15 protein-coding genes are annotated in these 12,832 nt (G+C 68.0%); 12 read left to right on the plus strand and 3 right to left on the minus strand.

The genetic code is table 11. From position 1 onward, the window contains the following. Positions 1 to 8 precede the first annotated feature (8 nt). On the plus strand, positions 9 to 488 hold the full coding sequence (locus tag FOH10_RS04965) for a winged helix-turn-helix transcriptional regulator (RefSeq protein WP_143983865.1): 480 nt from the start codon (positions 9 to 11) through the stop codon (positions 486 to 488). Between the two features lie 63 nt (positions 489 to 551). On the opposite strand, the gene FOH10_RS04970 is transcribed toward FOH10_RS04965, so the two are convergent. Next, positions 552 to 980 carry a hypothetical protein gene (locus FOH10_RS04970; protein WP_143979803.1) on the minus strand — a complete coding sequence of 143 codons (429 nt, stop codon included), beginning with the start codon at positions 978 to 980 and terminating at the stop codon, positions 552 to 554. Positions 981 to 994: 14 nt separating this feature from the next. Next, positions 995 to 2,257 (minus strand): pyridoxal phosphate-dependent decarboxylase family protein, encoded by a 1,263-nt coding sequence (locus tag FOH10_RS04975; RefSeq protein WP_143979804.1) that lies wholly within the window; start codon positions 2,255 to 2,257, stop codon positions 995 to 997. Between the two features lie 312 nt (positions 2,258 to 2,569). Here FOH10_RS04975 and FOH10_RS04980 point away from each other — a divergent pair, with 312 nt between their 5' ends. The 3 genes from FOH10_RS04980 to FOH10_RS04990 all read left to right on the plus strand — a co-directional run bounded on the left by FOH10_RS04980 (position 2,570) and on the right by FOH10_RS04990 (position 4,531). Beyond that, positions 2,570 to 3,238 carry a TetR/AcrR family transcriptional regulator gene (locus FOH10_RS04980; RefSeq protein ID WP_244961624.1) on the plus strand — a complete coding sequence of 223 codons (669 nt, stop codon included), beginning with the start codon at positions 2,570 to 2,572 and terminating at the stop codon, positions 3,236 to 3,238. Between the two features lie 42 nt (positions 3,239 to 3,280). Further along, a complete protein-coding gene (locus tag FOH10_RS04985; protein ID WP_143979805.1) occupies positions 3,281 to 3,694 on the plus strand; it encodes a nitroreductase/quinone reductase family protein in 414 nt (137 codons plus the stop codon). Positions 3,695 to 3,835: 141 nt separating this feature from the next. Continuing rightward, the gene (locus FOH10_RS04990; protein WP_143979806.1) at positions 3,836 to 4,531 is read left to right on the plus strand and encodes a helix-turn-helix transcriptional regulator; all 696 of its coding nucleotides are present in this window, start codon (positions 3,836 to 3,838) and stop codon (positions 4,529 to 4,531) included. 7 nt (positions 4,532 to 4,538) lie between these two features. Here FOH10_RS04990 and FOH10_RS04995 read toward each other — a convergent pair whose 3' ends face one another. Further along, positions 4,539 to 5,096, minus strand: a complete 558-nt coding sequence (locus FOH10_RS04995; RefSeq protein ID WP_143979807.1) for a hypothetical protein — start codon at positions 5,094 to 5,096, stop codon at positions 4,539 to 4,541. 247 nt (positions 5,097 to 5,343) lie between these two features. On the opposite strand from FOH10_RS04995, the gene FOH10_RS05000 reads away from it, so the two are divergent. From FOH10_RS05000 to FOH10_RS05035, 8 genes are all read left to right on the plus strand, one after another. Next, positions 5,344 to 5,643, plus strand: coding sequence for a hypothetical protein (locus FOH10_RS05000; RefSeq protein ID WP_143979808.1), 300 nt, complete (start codon positions 5,344 to 5,346; stop codon positions 5,641 to 5,643). Between the two features lie 176 nt (positions 5,644 to 5,819). Continuing rightward, positions 5,820 to 6,419 carry a TetR/AcrR family transcriptional regulator gene (locus tag FOH10_RS05005; RefSeq protein ID WP_186000723.1) on the plus strand — a complete coding sequence of 200 codons (600 nt, stop codon included), beginning with the start codon at positions 5,820 to 5,822 and terminating at the stop codon, positions 6,417 to 6,419. Positions 6,420 to 6,515: 96 nt separating this feature from the next. Further along, positions 6,516 to 7,991 carry an MFS transporter gene (locus FOH10_RS05010; RefSeq protein ID WP_143979810.1) on the plus strand — a complete coding sequence of 492 codons (1,476 nt, stop codon included), beginning with the start codon at positions 6,516 to 6,518 and terminating at the stop codon, positions 7,989 to 7,991. Beyond that, a complete protein-coding gene (locus FOH10_RS05015; protein WP_143979811.1) occupies positions 7,988 to 9,019 on the plus strand; it encodes an NAD-dependent epimerase/dehydratase family protein in 1,032 nt (343 codons plus the stop codon). Before FOH10_RS05010 ends, FOH10_RS05015 begins: the two co-directional genes overlap by 4 nt. A 319-nt stretch (positions 9,020 to 9,338) precedes the next feature. Beyond that, positions 9,339 to 10,361 carry a class I SAM-dependent methyltransferase gene (locus FOH10_RS05020; RefSeq protein WP_244962043.1) on the plus strand — a complete coding sequence of 341 codons (1,023 nt, stop codon included), beginning with the start codon at positions 9,339 to 9,341 and terminating at the stop codon, positions 10,359 to 10,361. Between the two features lie 125 nt (positions 10,362 to 10,486). After that, entirely contained in the window at positions 10,487 to 11,440 is a 954-nt protein-coding gene (locus FOH10_RS05025) for an alpha/beta fold hydrolase (RefSeq protein WP_186000724.1), read from the plus strand. Next, positions 11,437 to 12,285, plus strand: a complete 849-nt coding sequence (locus FOH10_RS05030; RefSeq protein WP_143979813.1) for an alpha/beta fold hydrolase — start codon at positions 11,437 to 11,439, stop codon at positions 12,283 to 12,285. The genes FOH10_RS05025 and FOH10_RS05030 overlap by 4 nt, the downstream gene beginning before the upstream one ends. Continuing rightward, positions 12,282 to 12,827 (plus strand): TetR/AcrR family transcriptional regulator, encoded by a 546-nt coding sequence (locus tag FOH10_RS05035; RefSeq protein WP_143979814.1) that lies wholly within the window; start codon positions 12,282 to 12,284, stop codon positions 12,825 to 12,827. Before FOH10_RS05030 ends, FOH10_RS05035 begins: the two co-directional genes overlap by 4 nt. Positions 12,828 to 12,832 lie beyond the last annotated feature (5 nt).

Below are 12,832 nucleotides of genomic sequence, written 5' to 3' on the forward strand. Positions count from 1 at the left end.
AGGTGGCGATGGAGTTCGAGGAGCGACTGCGTGACCGGAACGTCTGGTCGATCGGCGACGGCTGCTCGGCGGAACGAGTACTCGGCCTGCTCAGCACCAAGACCGTCTTCCTGGTGATCCGTGAATGCTTCTACGGCACAACCAAATTCGAAGACTTCGTCACCAGGATCGGCACGTCCGCCCCGGCGGTGTCCAGAGCCCTCAAGCAGCTGGAGTCCGCCGGAGTCGTCACCCGCGTCCCCTATCGGGAACCGGGTAGGCGGGCCCGCGACGAATACCGCCTGACCCACTCCGGCGAAGACCTCCTGCCCGTCTTCCTGTCCCTCATGCAGTGGGGCGACAAGTACCTGCAGGACGGCCGCCCGCCCCTGTCCTTCGTCGAACCCGAAACCGGCCGTCCCGTGCGGGTCCGCGTCACCGCCGATCCGGTCAAGGAGCCGACCTCCGATGCCATCGAGATCCGCCTGAACCCCGCCCGCCGGAGGTGACCGGCACGAACCGCGGTGCTACGCGGGGTGCTGTCCCGGCCCTGGGACTTCGACCGTCGGTGGTCAGCGACGGGGTCCGAGCTGGTCGGCCAGCCATCCGAACCACAGGAAGAGGGTGAAATCTCCGTCGAGAGCCAATTCCTTGCTGCGTATGGCTCTCAGGTAGACCCCCAGATCACCGGTACCGCTGGTCATGATGCGCACCGCGGTCGGGGCCGAGGCGAAGGTGAGGACGGTGACTCGTTCCCCGAGGTGTCCGCGAGCGGCCGCTTCGTAGCGGGGGTGCCAGCCTCGTTGGGTGTCGACGGTGCCGTCCCGGAATTCGAACCAGCGGATGCCGCGCCCGCCACGCAGCGCTATCTGCAGGACCAGTCGTTTTTCCCGGATGTCGTACCGGAAGCCGCGGTCGTGCCGGGCCAACCACTGAATCCGGCGACCGATCAGGAACAGGATCAGCTGGAATGCCGATGTCGCCAGCGGTGATCGTTTCATCGTCGGATTCGCGATCATGAGTATCGGGCGATCGAGGTCGAGGTGATGGTTCCATCGGCGACGCCGGCGGCTACCTGCCGGAGGTCGTCCAGATAGGAGTCGATCACCTCCGGCGACACCGGTTCGGCGACGAGTTGCAGCATGACCGGATTGAAGACACCGAACGGGAAGTACCCGCGGTCGGCCATGCCCCCGATCACCGTCATCATGTCGAGGCGCTCGGACCGGAAGTAGACCATGGTCGAGTCGTTCTCGAGGCATCGGAAGTCGGCGATGCTCTCGATACCCTTGACGAGCGCCGCTTTCGTCTCCATGCAGCGGCGGGTCAGGTCGACATATCCCGCTTCGCCCAGTACCTGCATGACCGCCCACGCGGTGGCGACCGACGACATCGGTCGGCTACCCACGAATCCAGTCGTCTTGTACTCACCGTCGGGCCAGTTGTCCACCGGCACGAAGTGATAGCGCTCCAGGTCGATCGAGGAGAAGGCGACCGTGGAACACGGTTTGGCGGCGTACCCGTGCTTGTGCAGGTCCGCCGACATGGACCGGACGCCGGGCACCCGGAAATCGAATCCGGGCAGTTCGTAGCCGAGACGCTCCAGCCAAGGATTGATGAACCCACCGACACACGCGTCGATGTGCATCCAGAGGTTGTGTTCGAGCGCGAGCTGCGCGATGTCCGGGATCGGGTCGATCGTGCCGTACGGCCAGCACGGCGCGGATCCGACGATGGCGATGGTGTTCGGGGTGATCGCCGCCGCCATCGCGTCCACATCGGCCCGATAGTCCGGCCGAACCGGGACCCGCACGATCCGCATGCCCAGGTAATGGCAGGCCTTGTCGAATGCGGCATGACCGGAATACGGAAGGATCACCTCGGGGACACCTGGCGTCGGCCGCTCCACCCGGCTCCACTCACGCGCGGCGTGGATCGCGCAGAAAATGCTCTCCGTCCCACCGGTGGTGATGAACGCCTGGGCATCCGGGCCGCCATGGAGTACCTCGAGGACCATCCGGCGCACCTCGGACTCGACCTGGTCGGAACCGTCGAGATACTTCGCGAGGAACGCGTTGGAGTGCGCGAAGACCCGCGCCGCTTCGTCCCGGACCGTCGCGAGCTGCTCCGAACCCTGGTGGCAATAGATGTTGAGCCGCCCCAGTCCGGGGCTGACGTCGAGGTCACGCAGTGCCTGCAGTCGATCCCGGACGAGCGGCCAATCCTCGCCCCGGGGAGGCAGAACTCGCCCTTCGGGTGTCCGGTCTTTTCGCATCATCGCTCCCTACGTCGAGTACTCGCTGATTTCGGAAAGGGGTTCGAACGCTGATTCCGGTGGTTCGGTCACCGCTGTCCTGGCCGTCGTGCGGCATCGCGGCGACGCCGGTTAACAGCGTTCGCGACAGCCAATTTAGAAGTCGTGCAGCACAGTGACGACCTTTTCGTCACACTGGTTGGTGTGCGGAAATCGACGGTGTGCGGGTACTGCGGGGGCGAAGTGGTCCAGGCCGACCGCGGGCGGATGCGCCGGTATTGCTCACGGTCGTGCCAAGCGCGGGCCTACCGTGCCCGCCGAGATCGGCGCACGCCGGTGCGCCGGACCAGACCCGTCCGGCTCACCGCCGTCCACATCGCCGCCACCGCGATCGACGTCGCGGACCGGGACGGTCTCGACGGCCTCACCATGCGCCGCCTCGCTCGCGAACTCGGTGTCGCGACCGCCGCGCTGTACCGCTACTACCCCGACCGAAAGACTCTGGTGGCAGCGATGACCGAATTGGCCATGGAGGAGACACCGGCGCCGGCACCCGGACCGGACTGGCGGAGCACGCTGGCCGCGGAGGCCGGCGCGGAATGGCGGCTCTATCGGCGACACCCCTGGTTGCTCGCGGTGCTCGCCCGCACCAGACCACCTGTCGGTCCGGCCCTGTTGGACTCGCTGGAACGCAGTTTCACGGCCCTCGACGAACTCGAACTGACCGGCACCGATCTGCTCGCCGTCTACCTCGTCTGCTCCGGTTTGGCACAGGGGCTGGCGCTGATGTGGAACGCCGATCGGGGTGAGTTTCCGGGCGCCGGCTCGGACACGGTCCCGGCCGAGATCGCCGAACTACTCGACCCGCGCATCCGCCCGACATTGCACCGGATGTTCGCTGCCCGCCCGCCGAGCCCAGCACTGTCCTTCGACGACCTGCTCACGACCGGAGTCGGATTGCTGCTCGACGGCGTCGCGGTGCGGCACCGATCGGCGACGGAATAGTCCGGGGCGATTCCGGTAGCTCGCGGTGCCTACCATCGGCACATGTCCTACGAGGAGAGTCGCCGCGTGCAGCGGGAGGCCGTTGCGGAGTTTCGGGCCAATGGGGGGAAGTTGGGCGGGGTGTACGCGGAGTTCGATGTGTTGTTGCTGACCACCGAGGGGGATGGCGGGGAGCGGCGAACCGTACCGGTGGGGTATGCGCGGGATGGGGAGCGGTTGGTGGTGTTCGCGGCGGACAACGGGCGGGAGCGGGGGCCGAATTGGTTTCATGATCTGGTCGCGCGGCCGCGAGTGGAGGTCGAGGTCGGGCGCGAGGTGTGGTCGATGGTCGCGTCGGTGGCGGCGGGGGAGGAGCGGAAACGGTTGTGGGATAGGCAGATCGAGCGGTGGGGATTCCTGAGGGATATGCAGGATGCGGTGGAATGGGAGATTCCCATTGTGGTACTCACGCGCTGATGGTGGAAATATCCGGTTTGCGTATTCGGATATCTCGGAAATGTGGCGCTTGGTCGGTATGGTAACTGGCACGAATTCTCATTGCCGCGTGGATAAACGTCCGGTACATATCGATGCGTGAATTTGCGCCACATCCTATCGATGGCCGGTATCGCGGCTACCGAACTCCCGGGTGATTTCGCCGAGCCCGGTGCGTCACGCCGTATCGGGTATGTCGAAGACCATCAGGCCACCGCTGTGGGTCTGGCCGCGGTGCTGGGCGAGCAGCCGGATCTCGCCGTGACCGCGATCGCGCCGACCGTGCCCGAACTCCTCGCGCGGGCAACGGATCTCGATCTGGTCGTGCTGAGTCTGGTGCTCGCCGACGGGTCCACACCGCGGGCGAACATCACGACATTGCGGGAACGCGGGCTCGGCGCGCTGATCTATACCGCCGGGGAACGGCGTGACCTCATTCGGGCGGCGGCGCGGGCCGGGGCACTGGGTGTCGCGCTCAAGTCCGACCCGGTCGAGCTGACGGTGGCGATGGTGCGGGCGGCGGCCGCCGGACGGCCGGTGCCCACGGCGAGTGGGGCACCGGCCGTCGGCTCCGACCCGGGCCTGGGGGACATCATCTTGCCGACGCGGCAGCGCGAGGTGCTCGAGCTGTACGCGAACGGCGAGACGGCGGGTTCGGTGGCGCGGCGGCTGGGGCTGTCGGAGTACACCGTCAACGACTACCTCGGCCGGATCCGCCGCAAGTACGCCGAGGCCGGTCGGCCCGTGCGGACGCGGGTGGATCTCTATCGGGAAGCCGCGAGGGACGGCTTTCTGCGGGATCCGCGCCACCGGGCCTGAGCGGCGGTCAGCGGGGGCAGTGGACGGTGTACTCCCATTTCGTCCGGGACGGCCCGGTGACCCGGACGGTGACCGAGGTGGCACCACCGGCCGGGACGGTCACCACGGCCGAACCCGTGCCCTGGTTGGCATTGTCGCCGACATACCCGGTGTCGTGGATCTGCGCATTCTCGTAGAAGACCTGAATCCGATCGGGAATGTCGTATGTCTCGTAGGCCAGCACGAACGAGGTGGGTCCGGCGACGCCGAGCTGGTGGACCGTGGTGGTTACGCCCGCGCCGCCGGATTTGGTGGAGTTGTTGCACTGCTGGACGCCGCCGCCGGGCAGGCCGCTGCCGGAGGATCCGCTGTCGGACGAGCCCCCGCCCGCGGAACCACTGCCGCCGGAACCGCTGCCGGAGCTTCCGGAGGAACTGCCGGAACCGATGATGTCGCCGAGAATGCCGCTACCGGTGTCGGCGCTACCCGGCTGGCCGGCGGCCACGGCCGACCCCATACATGTCGCCACCGCCGCCGCGGCTCCCACGCCGAAACGAACCGCTGCTGAACCGATCCTCGAAACCATGACCGTCCTCCATGGAGCTATGCACAACCTTCGACAGATCGACGCGATCGTCGCGTCGTACGGCAGACGGTAGAAAAGCCGGGCCGGTGGCGGAATCCGGATCTTCTGTGCCCCGGAGGCCATGCCCCTGAGATCGGGGGCAGCTCGGTGACCGGACTCACAATGCCCGGATTCTCTGAATTCCAAGTTAATAACGGCCCAATAACTGCAATTGTCGAACTATTCGCGGAATCTATGGGAGCCGGTAGTGGCCAGGGTTGGGGCCCGGCTGATCGGGATGTATTCGGCTCGATTTGATTATTGTGATCAGCGGTGTCCTTCTTTCGATTACAAGGGTTGTCGACCGAAATTGCCGGTGTTAGCTTTCCCCTTGTCCCCGAAAACCCTCCTCATCAGTACAGGTGGTTCAGAAATGATTAACTTCGTCAGCGGAATCGATGCAGGTTCCTCGGTGCTCAACAGCGGTTCCGGCGTGCTCGGGAGCGGCCTGGACCTGGGCACCGCGATCGTCAAGCTGATCGGCTCGATCGTCGGAATCTTCGCCTGATCCATCACGAACGCGGCGGTGCATTGCCATGGGCATGCGCCGCCGCATTCGTATATATGTCGTAAATTTCAGGAATTCCGGCGGAAGGGGTATCGAGTATGCGTCGATATTCGTGCGGAATTCGCCGACGGCAGCGGTATGGACCGAGTGGTCCAGAACTGGACTACCATCGTGGTATGTCGAATGACCCGAAGACCACCCGGGGGCGCGCGACCCGGGAGCGGATTGTCGAGCAGGCGGCCGAACTCATCGGCGAACGCGGGGTAGATGCCACGAGTCTGGATGTGGTGCGCGCGGCGACGGGGGCGAGCAAGAGCCAGCTGTACCACTACTTCGCCGATCGGGACGATCTGATCGCCGCCGCGGTGGGGTATCGGTGCGGGCGGGTGATCGAGGAATTGACTCGGTTGCTGGGTCGGGTGGCGAGTCTGGAGGAGCTCGAGCAGGCGCTCGCGGGGTTCGTGGCGGTGTACGAGCAGACCATGGCCGGATGCCCGATCGGGACCCTGGCCGGTGAGGTGGGGGATCGGAACGAGGCCGCGCGGCAGCAGGTCGCGTCGGCGTTCGACGCGTGGGAGCGGCTGTTCGCCGATGCCATCGCGCGCATGGTCGAGCGGGGTGAGTTGCGGTCGGGCGCCGATTCGGCGGCGCTGGCGACCGGACTGCTGGCGAGCTTGGAGGGCGGGTTGCTGCTGGGGCATGCGCGGCGGGACCCCGTCTCGCTGCGATTGGCGGTGGAGGCCGGGCTGGTGCGGCTGCGGATGGAGGCCGCCTGATTTCGCTGTGGGCGGACGGCCCGTCACTACTCTGGACTGAATAGTCCAAAGGCTGCTACCTTCGATTGGACTAAACAGTCCAATCGAAGGTGAATCATGGTTGCCGAAACCGACTCCACCCTGACCTCGGCCCGCGGCCGGTTGATCCTGCTACTCCTCTGCGCGGTCCAATTCCTCGATATCGTCGACTCCTCGATCCTCAATGTCGCCCTGCCCTCGATCCGCGCGGACCTGCCCTTCACGGCGCACGGCGTGCAGTGGGTGCTGAGCGGCTACCTGCTCACCTACGGCGGCTTCCTGCTGCTCGGCGGGCGGCTGGCCGACCTGGTCGGACGCCGCCGCATGCTCGTCGCCGGAACCGTCCTGTTCGCGGCCTGCTCCCTCGCGGGCGGACTCGCCGTCACCCCCGAGATGCTGGTCGCTGCGCGCGTCCTGCAAGGCGTGGGCGCGGCCCTGATGGCCCCGGCCGGGCTGTCCATCCTCACCACCACCTTCCGGTCCACGGCCGACCGCAATCGGGCGCTCGGCGTCTGGGGCGCGGTTTCCGGCCTGGCCGCCGCCACCGGGGTCTTCTTCGGCGGCGTGCTGTCGGACGGTCCCGGCTGGCGGTGGGTGCTGCTGGTGAATCTGCCGGTCTGCCTGGCCATCATCGCCGCCGCGCACCGGCTGCTGCCCGCCGACGGCCCCCGCGAGCGGGTGCGCGATTTCGATGCCGCCGGTGCGCTGTTGGGCACCGGTGGCATGCTGCTGCTCGTCTACGCACTGGTGCGCGCGCCCGAGCAGGGTTGGACCACCGCCGTCACCCTCGCCTGCTTCGCCGGGGCGGCGCTGCTGCTCGCCGCGTTCATCGGAAACGAACTGCGCCACCGCAATCCGCTGTTCCCCTTCTCCATCTTCCGGGTTCGCGGCCTGGCCGCCGCCGACGCCACCCAGATGCTGGCCTTCGCCGGATTCGTCTCCATGTTCTTCTTCCTCACCCTCTACATGCAGAATGTGCTCGGCTTCTCGCCGACCCAGGCCGGTGCCGCGTATCTACCGGTGACCGTGGGCATGGGTATCGCCGCGGGCGTGTCCGCCAAGCTGTTCGAACGCGTCGGCACCCGGCCGGTGATCGTGGCGGGTGCGCTGATCGCCGCGGCCGCCATGTTCCAGCTGTCCCGCATTCCGGTCGGCGGCGACTACCGGTCGGATCTGCTGCCCGGCCTGCTGGTGGTGTCCATCGGACTCGGCGCGGTATTCGTGGCCGTGACGACCGCGGCCAACGCGGGGGTGCCCGCCGACCGGGCGGGCCTGGCGGCCGGACTGCTCAACAGTTCGCAACAGCTCGGCGCCGCACTGGGTTTGGCGATTCTGACCGCCATCGCGACCTCGCGTACCAACGAGCTGCTCGCCGCGGCGACGGCACCGCCGGAGGCATTCACCGCGGGCTTCCAGCGGGCGCTGTTCGTCTGCGGGATCTTCGCACTCGCGGCGGCCGTGCTCGCCCTGCGCGCCGGTGAACTGCGTATCGGCAAGAACCGGTCGGACATCGATGCGGCCACTCCCGCCGTCGAGCTGAAGGGCCTGGCATGAGCACCACCGACCGCACCCGGGTACTGGTCACCGGAGCCACCGGGTTCCTCGGCGGCCGCGCCCTGCGGGCACTGTCCACGCGCGCCGATGCCGAACCGATTGCCGCCTGCCGCAACCCGATTCGGTTGCCCGACTGGTTCACCGGCCAGGTGCGATCGGGCGACCTGCTCGATCCGGGCTACCGCCGCGACGTGGTGCGCGATGTCGATGTGATCTGCCACCTCGGCACCTGGGGTGCCTTCTGGGGTCATCGCCGCGAAGAGCGCACCCACTTCCTGGAGCCCGCGGTCGACCTCGTGAATCAGGCGGTGGCGGCCGGTGCCCGTCGCTTCGTGCTGGCCGCCACGGTGGCTATCGCCACGCCGAGCCGGGACGGTACGGCGGTCGGCGATTTCGCCCCGGCCAGGTACACGGGATTCTGGCCGCATGCCGACCGCTTGATCGATCTCGACCGGCACCTGCGCGAAAGCAGCGGTGCGGGAACGGAAATGGTCACGCTTCGGCTCGGACACTTCGTCGGGGCGGGGAATGCGCTCGGTCTGGTGTCCGCGCTCGCACCCCGCCTGCCTACCCGGCTGGTGCCCTGGTTGAACGGCGGACGTGCCCGTCTGGCCCTGGTCGGGGACCACGATCTCGGCGAGGGCGTGGCGCGCGCGGCGCTCGCGCCGGGACTCGATCCGTACGAGTCGTTCAATATCTGCGGACCCGAATTCCCTACCGCCCGAACGGTTATCGAGTTCATAGCGGCCGAGATCGGCGCGCCCGCGCCGTGGTTCAGCGTTCCCTACCGCGCCGGATACGCCTTCGGTGGACTGATGGAGGCGCTGCATCCGGTGCTGCCCGGCGCGGATCCGTTCCTGACCCGGTCCCTGGTGCACGTCGCCGAGGACTGGTGGTGCCCCAGCGACTACGCCACGGCGAAGCTGGGATACCTGCCGACCCAGGATTGGCGCGATGCCGTGCGGGAGAACCTGCGGTGGCTGCGCGACCAGCCGCATACCTGGCCGCGCCTGGCGCAGGCGGCCTGACCTGGCCCGCGCCGTTCCGGTCGGGACGGCGCGGGCGGTTCGCTCGCCTTGTCGGCTGCTACCGCCGGGGTTACTATGTGATGCGCATCACGTCTCGGGAAGATCGGGTGCGGCGCATAGTCGGCATCACCGCGGGTGGGGTGGGTGTCACAAGGAAGCGGTGGGGGCGATCGGCGCTCGTCGACCGCGCTGATCAACAGGTCGAATCATTCGGAATCGAGATGTCATGTCCGACGGTACTCAAACACTCGCAGCCGCCCCCGCGACCGGATCGGAGGATCCGGAATTCGCCGCCCGGGCGGAGGCCTTCGGCAACCGCATGCTGGAACTGATCAACGATGGCTTCCTGACGCTCATGGTCAGTATCGGCCATCAGACCGGGCTGTTCGACACCATGAGCGGTCTGCCCCCCGCGACGAGTGCGGAAATCGCTCGCGCCGCGAATCTGAACGAGCGCTATGTGCGGGAGTGGTTGTCCGCGCTCACCGTCGGGAAGATCGTCGACTACGACCCGGGCAGCCGTACCTTCGCCCTGCCCCCCGAACATGCGGCGGCGCTGACCAGGGCAGCCGGTCCGGAGAATGTCGCCGCCTTCACTCAGTACATCCCGCTGGCGGCGAGCGTCGAATCCGATGTCGTCGACTGCTTCCGGCGGGGCGGCGGCGTGCCCTACTCCAAGTACGGCCGGTTCCAGCAGCTGATGGCGGAGGAGAGCTCCGCGATCCACGATGTCGCGCTGATCGATGTCACCATCACGCTGGTGCCGGGTCTGCCCGAGCTGCTGCGGGAGGGCATCGACGTCGCCGATATCGGCTGCGGCAGTGGGCATGCGCTGAACCTGCTCGGCCGGGAATTTCCGAACAGCCGGTTCGTCGGTTACGACTTCTCCGAGGAGGGCATCGCCACCGGTCGTGCGGAGGCGGCGGCGATGGGCGTGACCAACACCCGATTCGAGGTGCGCGATGTGACGAATCTGGGCGTGGTCGACAGCTACGACCTGATCACCGCCTTCGACTCGATCCACGATCAGGCGCATCCCGCGCGCGTACTGAGCGGCATCGCCGATGCGCTCCGGGAGGACGGCACCTTCCTGATGGTGGATATCCAGGCCTCCAGCAATCTGGAGGAGAACATGGAGCATCCGCTCGGCCCGTCCATGTACACCATCTCCACCATGCACTGTATGACGGTGTCGCTGGCGCTCGACGGTGACGGGCTCGGCACCATGTGGGGCGAGCAGCTCGCGACCCGCATGCTGCACGACGCCGGATTCGCCTCCGTCGAGGTGAAGCACATCGAGGCGGACATCTTCAACAGCTACTACGTCGCGCGAAAGAGGTAGCGGCTCGCAATTCCGTTCTCCGAACGCCCTTCCCAGGGCGGTGTCACACGCGGTAGCCTATGACCGACCGGTCGGTCACTCCGTCGATGTGGTGACCGCCCGGTGCTTCGGCAGGAAGGGATGCGGTGGAATTCGTGACACGATGCGCGGCACTGGTCGCCACGGCGACGGTGCTCCTGGGTGGGGCCGCGGGTACGGCCGCGGCCGAGCGGGACGAGCCGGTGCCCTACAGCTATCTGGCCGGACTGGCAGCACAGGCCGCCGCCCCGGGCCAGCCGCCGCCGGGTGCGAACGACTGGTCCTGTCGCCCGAACGAGCGTCATCCGCGCCCGGTGGTACTGCTGCACGGGCTGGGCAATGAGACCGTGACCTGGCAGACGCTGTCGCCCCTGCTCGCGCGGTCCGGATACTGCGTCTTCACCACCACCTACGGCACGGGTGCGCTCGGGCCCGCGGTGGGCGCGCTGGCTCCGGTCGAGCGCAGCGCCGCCGAGATCGGCGCGTTCATCGACCGCGTGCGCACCGCGACCGGTGCGGCCCGGGTGGATGTCGTGGGGCATTCGATGGGTGCCGCGGTGCCCTTCTTCTACATGCACCACCTGGATGGCGCGTCCACCATCGCCCGCCTGATCGGCCTGGGTGGGCCGTTTCACGGGACGACCGTCAGCGGGCTGGCCATGCTCGGCGACCGCGTCCGTGATCTGCCGGACGCGGCGGCGATCGTCGCGGACTGCGGACCGTGCCAGATGTCGCCGGGTTCGCCGATGATCGACCTGCTGCGCGCCGACCCCCGGCTGCTGCCCGACACCGAATTCGTCGGCATCGTCAGCCGATACGACGAGATCGCCACCCCGTACACGACCGGACTTCTGGAGGGGCCCAACGCGCGCAGCGTGGTGCTGCAGGATGTGTGCGCCACCGACTTCAGCGAGCACTACGGCCTGACATCCGACCCGGTCGCGGTCGCGGAGGTGATCAATGCCCTGGACCCGGAGCGGGCGCGGCCGGTGGACTGCACCGTGGTCGCACCGCTGCTCGGGCCGTTGGCGCCGCCGGTCGAGCACGGGGGCGTGCGATGAACCGCCCTGCCCGCCTCGACATCGATACGCGCCACGGCAGCGTGGCGGTGTGGTTGTCCGGTCCGGAACGTGGCGATGTGCCGGGAGTGCTACTGCTGCATGCCAATCCGGGCGATCATCGCGATTTCGATGCCGTCGCGGCGGAATTCGCTCGGGAGCTGCCGGTAGCGGGTGTCGACTGGCCCGGCTACGGCGATTCGTCCGCCGCGCACCCGGAGGAGATGACCGCGGACAGCCTCGGAGAGGTGGCGGTCGAGGTGGTCGATGCGTTGGGGCGGAGGGGAATTCAACGCGTTGCCATTATCGGCAACAGTGTCGGCGGCTATGCCGCGGTGCGCGCGGCACAGCTCCGGCCGGAACGGGTGCGGGCGGTGGTGCTGGTGCAGCCCGCCGGATTCACCCCGGCGACCGTCGCGACCCGTCTGGTCTGTCGAGCGATGGGGCGGCCCGCACTGGCGCGCCACCTCGTCCGGCCCAGTGCCCGCGCCTACCTGGGACCGCTGCGCGACGCCGGACACCGCGCCATCTACGAACGGGCGCAACGGGTTCCGGACGATCCGGTGCGGCTGGCCGTCTATTGCTCGCTGTGGCGCAGCCTCGCCGATCCGCGATGCGACCTGGTCGCCGAGGCTCCGCTGTTGCCGCACACCCCGGTTCAGGTGGTGTGGGGTACGCGCGATCCGATCAATCCGTGGCCGCTCAACCGACGCGGTATCACCCGCGCCCTGCCGCACGCCCGCATCTCGACGCTGCCCACCCGGCACGAACCGTTCAGCGAGCACCCGGGGCTGTTCCTCGACGCGGTGCGGCCGTTTCTCGAGCACCGGGCAGGATCGGTGTCATGAGATCCGCCGAACCGGGCCGCCGCGCCCTGCTGGACGCCGGCCGCACCCTGCTGGCCACCTCCGACCTGTCCAAACTGTCGGTCAACTCCATCACCGCCACCGCCGATATGGCCAAGGGCAGCTTCTACCAGCACTGGCCCAGCCGCGACGACTACATCCTCGCCCTGCACCGCGCCTTCCACGACCACCTGTTCGAGCGCGTACAGGACCGGATCGCCGACCACCGGCCCGGGGCCGAACGCCTCGCCACCGGTATCCAGGCGTACCTCGACGGCTGCCTCGCCGAACCGGCCACCAAGGCCCTGCTCGTCCAGGCCCGCACCGAGGCCGCCCTCGGAGACGAAGTGGCACAACGCAACAGGCGGGCCGCCGGCGTCCTCACCGCCGATCTCACCGCGCTCGGCTGGAGCGACCCCGAACCGGTCGCCACCCTGCTCGTCGCCGCCATCGCCGAAACCGCGCTCATGGAACTGACGGACCGCGGCCCCCGCCCGGACCTCCGTGCCGCCCTGCTCCGCCTGGCCGCCCCGCCCCGCGACTGAGCGGC

The sequence above is a fragment of the Nocardia otitidiscaviarum genome (assembly GCF_007362295.1).
GTDB classification, from domain to species: domain Bacteria; phylum Actinomycetota; class Actinomycetes; order Mycobacteriales; family Mycobacteriaceae; genus Nocardia; species Nocardia otitidiscaviarum.

What these genes read in the sequence shown, in the direction of transcription:
- FOH10_RS04965 (WP_143983865.1), top strand. Translation starts at nt 9, where the DNA reads ATGGAGTTCGAGGAGCGACTGCGTGACCGGAACGTCTGGTCGATCGGC.
- FOH10_RS04970 (WP_143979803.1), bottom strand. Translation starts at nt 980, where the DNA reads ATGAAACGATCACCGCTGGCGACATCGGCATTCCAGCTGATCCTGTTC.
- FOH10_RS04975 (WP_143979804.1), bottom strand. Translation starts at nt 2,257, where the DNA reads ATGATGCGAAAAGACCGGACACCCGAAGGGCGAGTTCTGCCTCCCCGG.
- FOH10_RS04985 (WP_143979805.1), top strand. Translation starts at nt 3,281, where the DNA reads ATGTCCTACGAGGAGAGTCGCCGCGTGCAGCGGGAGGCCGTTGCGGAG.
- FOH10_RS04990 (WP_143979806.1), top strand. Translation starts at nt 3,836, where the DNA reads ATGGCCGGTATCGCGGCTACCGAACTCCCGGGTGATTTCGCCGAGCCC.
- FOH10_RS04995 (WP_143979807.1), bottom strand. Translation starts at nt 5,096, where the DNA reads ATGGTTTCGAGGATCGGTTCAGCAGCGGTTCGTTTCGGCGTGGGAGCC.
- FOH10_RS05005 (WP_186000723.1), top strand. Translation starts at nt 5,820, where the DNA reads ATGTCGAATGACCCGAAGACCACCCGGGGGCGCGCGACCCGGGAGCGG.
- FOH10_RS05010 (WP_143979810.1), top strand. Translation starts at nt 6,516, where the DNA reads ATGGTTGCCGAAACCGACTCCACCCTGACCTCGGCCCGCGGCCGGTTG.
- FOH10_RS05015 (WP_143979811.1), top strand. Translation starts at nt 7,988, where the DNA reads ATGAGCACCACCGACCGCACCCGGGTACTGGTCACCGGAGCCACCGGG.
- FOH10_RS05020 (WP_244962043.1), top strand. Translation starts at nt 9,339, where the DNA reads ATGCTGGAACTGATCAACGATGGCTTCCTGACGCTCATGGTCAGTATC.
- FOH10_RS05030 (WP_143979813.1), top strand. Translation starts at nt 11,437, where the DNA reads ATGAACCGCCCTGCCCGCCTCGACATCGATACGCGCCACGGCAGCGTG.
- FOH10_RS05035 (WP_143979814.1), top strand. Translation starts at nt 12,282, where the DNA reads ATGAGATCCGCCGAACCGGGCCGCCGCGCCCTGCTGGACGCCGGCCGC.